The 5388-nt window shown below is 37.2% G+C and carries 4 protein-coding genes; all 4 read left to right on the top strand.

All coding sequences use genetic code 11. The features are described 5' to 3' along the window. Positions 1 to 15 precede the first annotated feature (15 nt). Genes fucP through fucU form a run of 4 tightly spaced genes read left to right on the top strand, consistent with a single transcriptional unit; the run spans position 16 to position 5060 of the window. On the top strand, positions 16 to 1335 hold the full coding sequence (fucP, locus tag AABE15_RS00895) for an L-fucose:H+ symporter permease (RefSeq protein WP_338329396.1): 1320 nt from the start codon (positions 16 to 18) through the stop codon (positions 1333 to 1335). A 21-nt stretch (positions 1336 to 1356) separates the two neighbouring features. Next, entirely contained in the window at positions 1357 to 3129 is a 1773-nt protein-coding gene (gene fucI, locus AABE15_RS00890; protein ID WP_338329395.1) for an L-fucose isomerase, read from the top strand. Between the two features lie 59 nt (positions 3130 to 3188). Beyond that, positions 3189 to 4616 carry an L-fuculokinase gene (gene fucK, locus AABE15_RS00885; RefSeq protein WP_338329394.1) on the top strand — a complete coding sequence of 476 codons (1428 nt, stop codon included), beginning with the start codon at positions 3189 to 3191 and terminating at the stop codon, positions 4614 to 4616. Positions 4617 to 4634: 18 nt separating this feature from the next. Beyond that, complete coding sequence (fucU, locus tag AABE15_RS00880; RefSeq protein WP_338329393.1) at positions 4635 to 5060, top strand: L-fucose mutarotase; 426 nt, start codon at positions 4635 to 4637, stop codon at positions 5058 to 5060. The last annotated feature ends 328 nt before the right edge of the window (positions 5061 to 5388 follow it).

The following is a 5388-nucleotide window of genomic DNA, read 5'->3' as shown; positions in this document are numbered from 1 at the left end:
TTATAAGGTTACATTATGAGTAATGTTTCTACAAATACTAAAGAAAAAAATAAATATTTAATTCCCTTTGCTCTGCTCTGTTCTCTCTTTTTCTTATGGGCCCTTGCTAATAACCTAAATGACATTCTTCTTCCCCAGTTTCAACATGCATTTACTTTAAATAATTTTCAAGCGGGGTTAATACAATCCGCTTTTTATCTTGGTTATTTTTTCATTCCAATTCCAGCAGGAATTTTGATGAAAAAATTTAGCTATAAAGTAGGCATTCTAACCGGATTATTTCTATACGCTATTGGAGCTGCTTTGTTTTGGCCTGCAGCAGAAATAATGAATTACGATTTATTTTTAATTGGATTATTTATTATTGCTGCTGGGTTAGGCTGCCTTGAAACCGCTGCCAATCCTTTCGTAACGGTTCTTGGACCCGAAAAAACAGGACATTTTCGTATTAATCTAGCGCAAACGTTCAATTCATTCGGGTCAATAATAGCCGTTGTATTTGGTCAAACGCTTATTTTGGCTCATATTCCACAGTATTCTAATGACATTTTGGATAAGATGGCGCCTGATCAATTAAAAACGTATCATCATAATTTGGTGTTGGCCGTTCAGTTCCCCTATATGATCATTGTCGGTATTGTATTATTTATTGCGTTACTAATTTTCTTTACCAAATTCCCTGTTATTCAGAGTGATACGCACGAAGAGACAAATGATTCTTTGGTAAAAGCATTCAAACGCTTAATAAAAGTCAGACATTGGAGATGGGCTGTATTTGCCCAATTTTGCTATGTAGGGGCACAAATTGCCTGTTGGAGTTATTTAATTCGCTACGCTGTTCAAGAAAATAAAATGACTCCAAGTTTTGCAGCCAACTATTTAACGGCAAGTATGGTATGTTTTTTTATTGGTAGGTTTAGTGGTACATGGCTTATTAAACGATCGGATCCAAAAAAAGTATTGGCTAGTTATGCTTTAATATCATTTGTATTATGTTCAATATCAGCCTTTCTCGGTGGGATGGTGGGGTTGATTGCGTTAACCGCATGTAGTCTCTTTATGTCAATCCAATATCCAACTATTTTTTCGTTGGGTATAACCGATTTGGGAAAAGATACCAAATATGGTTCATCACTAATTGTAATGTCTATCGTGGGCGGCAGTGTTGTCACTCCCTTGATGGGATTTGTTAGCGACATAGCAGGCAGTATTCCCACAGCAGAGTTGGTTCCTGCATTGTGTTTTATCATTGTATTTATTTATGCAAAATTTTACGCAAAACCTGTTAACCAATCGCACAATTATTTAAAAAATAAATTTAGCACTCAATATTAATTATTTTAGTAAGGAATAATAATGAAAACGTTAACTAAATTGCCAAAGGTCGGTATTCGTCCAACTATTGACGGAAGACGGATGGGGGTTCGAGAGTCATTGGAAAACCAAACAATGGCTATGGCAAAAGCTACCGCTGACTTTATCAGTAAAACCTTGCACCATCCTTGTGGATCGCCCGTTGAATGCGTTATTGCCGATACTTGCATTGCAGGATTAGCTGAGACTGCAGCCTGCGAAGCAAAATTTAGTGCAGAAAATGTCGGTCTTACCATTACAGTAACCCCTTGTTGGTGTTATGGAAGTGAAACAATTGACATGGACCCAATGCGGCCAAAAGCTATTTGGGGATTCAATGGAACGGAACGTCCTGGTGCTGTTTATCTCGCTGCTGCTCTGGCCGCACATAGCCAAAAAGGGATACCAGCCTTTTCTATCTACGGGCACGAAGTTCAGGATGCAAACGATACGAATATCCCTTCCGATGTAAAAGATAAATTATTACGTTTTACGCGGGCTGGATTAGCAGTAGCCAATATGAAAGGCAAAACGTATTTGTCTTTAGGTGGCACCTCTATGGGAATTGCTGGTTCCATCGTTGATCATAACTTTTTCGAATCTTGGTTAGGAATGAAAGTTCAGTCCGTTGATATGACCGAACTGCGTCGTCGTATTGATAAGAAAATTTATGATGAGGATGAACTTGAATTAGCACTGTCATGGACAGACAAATATTTTAATTTTGGTGTAGATGAAAATTCTAAAGAAAATCAACGTTCGACAGAAGAAAACAGAGCCATACTTCGCGAAAGTCTACTCATGGCTATTTGCATTCGGGATATGATGCAAGGGAATAAAAAATTAGCAGATAAAGGGCTGATTGAAGAATCCTTAGGGTACAATGCGATTGTAGCTGGATTTCAAGGACAACGTCACTGGACAGATCAATATCCAAACGGGGATACAGCGGAAGCTCTTTTGAATAGCTCATTTGATTGGAACGGTACTCGTAAACCTTTATTAGTCGCAACCGAAAATGACAGCCTTAATGGGGCGACGATGTTATTTGGCAATATGCTAACAGGAACAGCTCAAATTTTTGCTGATGTTAGAACCTATTGGTCTGCGAAATCTATTGAACGTGTCACAGGGAAAAAAATGACAGGACTAGCAGAACATGGAATTATTCACTTGATAAATTCCGGTTCTGCAGCCTTAGATGGCACTTGTAAACAAAAAGACAGTACGGGTAAGCCTACCATAAAGCATCATTGGGATATAACCCAAGAAGAAGTTGAAGCCTGCTTGACTGCTACAAAATGGTGTCCCGCTATTCACGAATACTTCCGTGGTGGTGGTTATTCCTCTCATTTTTTAACTGAGGGAGGTGTGCCCTTCACGATGAGCCGTATAAACATCATTAAAGGTTTGGGACCTGTGTTACAAATTGCTGAAGGCTGGAGTGTTGAATTACCAGAAGATGTACATGACATCTTGAATAAGAGAACCAACTCTACTTGGCCAACAACTTGGTTCGCCCCACGTATTACGGAGAAAGGCCCCTTCAAAGATGTTTATTCCGTAATGGCTAATTGGGGAGCAAATCATGGCGTACTAACCATTGGCCATGTAGGTGCTGATTTTATTACCCTTGCTTCAATGTTGCGTATTCCTGTTTGCATGCACAACGTGGACGATAACGATATATATAGACCAACGTCATGGGCTGGCTTTGGTATGGACAAAGAAGGGCAAGATTATAGAGCTTGCCAATCTTATGGACCTATTTATTAAAGGTTTTTAGAGAACCAACCAAGTAATTTTAAGAATTACTTGGTTATTTTGGAGGGAAAATGGCCCAAAATATCGTATTGGTATTTGATTGCGGAGCGACAAATATTCGAGTTATAGCCATTGATGATACAGGTTCGATTGTTGCTAAATCGGATACGCCTAATTCAACAAAAAGTTGTAGCGAAAATTCAGAATGGCATATTTGGTCTTTGGAGGATATTCTCCAAAGATTTGAAACGTGTTGCAATAATATTAATGAAATTATTTCGACGTATAAAGTTAAAGGAATTACAGTTACAACATTTGGGGTTGATGGTGCTTTAACTAACACTGAAGGGGAGCTAATTTATCCTATTATCAGCTGGAAATGTCCAAGAACCCAAAAAATTATGGACAATATAGGAAAATATTTGTCACCCAATGAGTTACAATTAATTTCAGGTGTTGGCCATTTTAGTTTTAATACAATTTATAAATTGATTTGGTTAAAAGAGCATGAACCTGAAAAATTAACTCAAGCGCATGCGTGGTTATTTATCTCTTCTTTGATTAATTACCGCTTAACGGGTATTATGACTACGGATAGAACAATGGCTGGAACCAGTCAGTTGTTCGATTTGAAAGCAGAAAAATTCAGCCATCATATTTTAGATAAAATAGGCATACCACCAACATTATTTCCACCAATTGTTGCAGCAGGTGAGAAAATTGGGACACTTTTGCCTGAAATGGCTAGAAAATTGCATTTGCCTAATGATATACCCATTTTTTCTGCTGGCCACGATACCCAATTTGCACTTTTCGGTTCAGGCGCCCAACTTAACCAGCCCGTACTTTCTTCAGGAACCTGGGAAGTTTTGATGGTTCGTACTGAACAAGTAGATACTACTATTTTACCTTCTTACAAAGGTTCTACCTGTGAGTTAGATGCGAAAACAAATTTATATAATCCAGGATTACAGTGGCTTGCCTCTGGCATTTTAGAATGGATACGATCCCTATTTTGGAAAGATCTTAAAAAACCAGAAGTATACGCTTCTATGATTGAAGAAGCATTAGATGTTCCTCCGGGATGCGGCGGTTTAAACTTTGATAGTAATATTCTTACAATGAATGGAGGTTGGCTGGGAGCCAGTCTCAACTCAACGCGTGGGTATTTTTACCGTTCAGTTCTCGAAAAACTTTCTTTACAACTTAACGATAATCTTAAAACTTTAGAAAAAATAGCCAATTTCAAAGCGACTGAGTTGGTTTTAGTTGGAGGGGGAAGTAATAATATATTATGGAATCAAATAAAAGCTGACATGCTGAATTTACCTATTAAAGTGCCTAAACAATCGGAAATAACGGTATTGGGTGCCGCATGTTTTGCGTGGTACGGACTTGGTTTGTGCGAAACAGCAGAATTAGTAAGAAACAGATTTAATTATACTTATTTATACTATTATCCCGGCTCTCAACAACCTTGTTACAGTAAAATTTTTTAAAATTTAAAGGTTTTAAGTATGCTAAAGAATATTTCCCCGCTAATTTCCCCATCATTGTTAAAAATATTGGCCGAAATGGGACATGGTGATGAAATCGTATTTTCAGACGCTCACTTTCCTGCTTGTTCATTAAATAAGCAAGTTATTCGAGCAGATGGTATTAAGGTCGATGCTTTATTATCTGCAATAATACCGCTTTTTGAACTGGATTGTTATGAGCCACCTCTGGTAATGATGTCCCCTGTTAAAGGAGATGTTTTAGACGAAAAAGTAGAAGAACGTTATTTAAAAGCATTATTTACACAAACCCCCTCTTCTGTATCGGTATTAAGAATTGAACGGTATGCTTTCTATGAAAGAGCGAAAAAAGCATTTGCTATTGTTGTTACAGGAGAGACAGCAAAATATGGCAATATCTTACTTAAAAAAGGCGTGATATCTTAAGTTATATTTTTTGTTACCAATAAAACATGATTTTAAATGTTGCTAAAAACTAAAAATAAAATGAATTTGAAACTCCGTTATTATTAACGTATCAAAAAAATGAATAAGATTTTGCTCCATTGTTCCAATTAGCATTTTCTTATTTACAATTTTGTGTTTAGTTTTAAAAATTTTACATGAACCTTGGAATATTGTTAGAGCTTTTATATATCCATTAAATTGTATTGATAATGATCGGACGGGGTTGCCCATAAGCGCAATCCCCATTCTTTTAACGCCGTGGTCAAAACGGCAGAAATTAAATTAAGCTCTCGATTAACCGTAGACG

It is taken from the genome of Commensalibacter sp. Nvir, from assembly GCF_963921845.1.
Classification (GTDB): Bacteria; Pseudomonadota; Alphaproteobacteria; order Acetobacterales; family Acetobacteraceae; genus Commensalibacter.
This window is presented reverse-complemented; position numbering and strand designations above follow the sequence as displayed.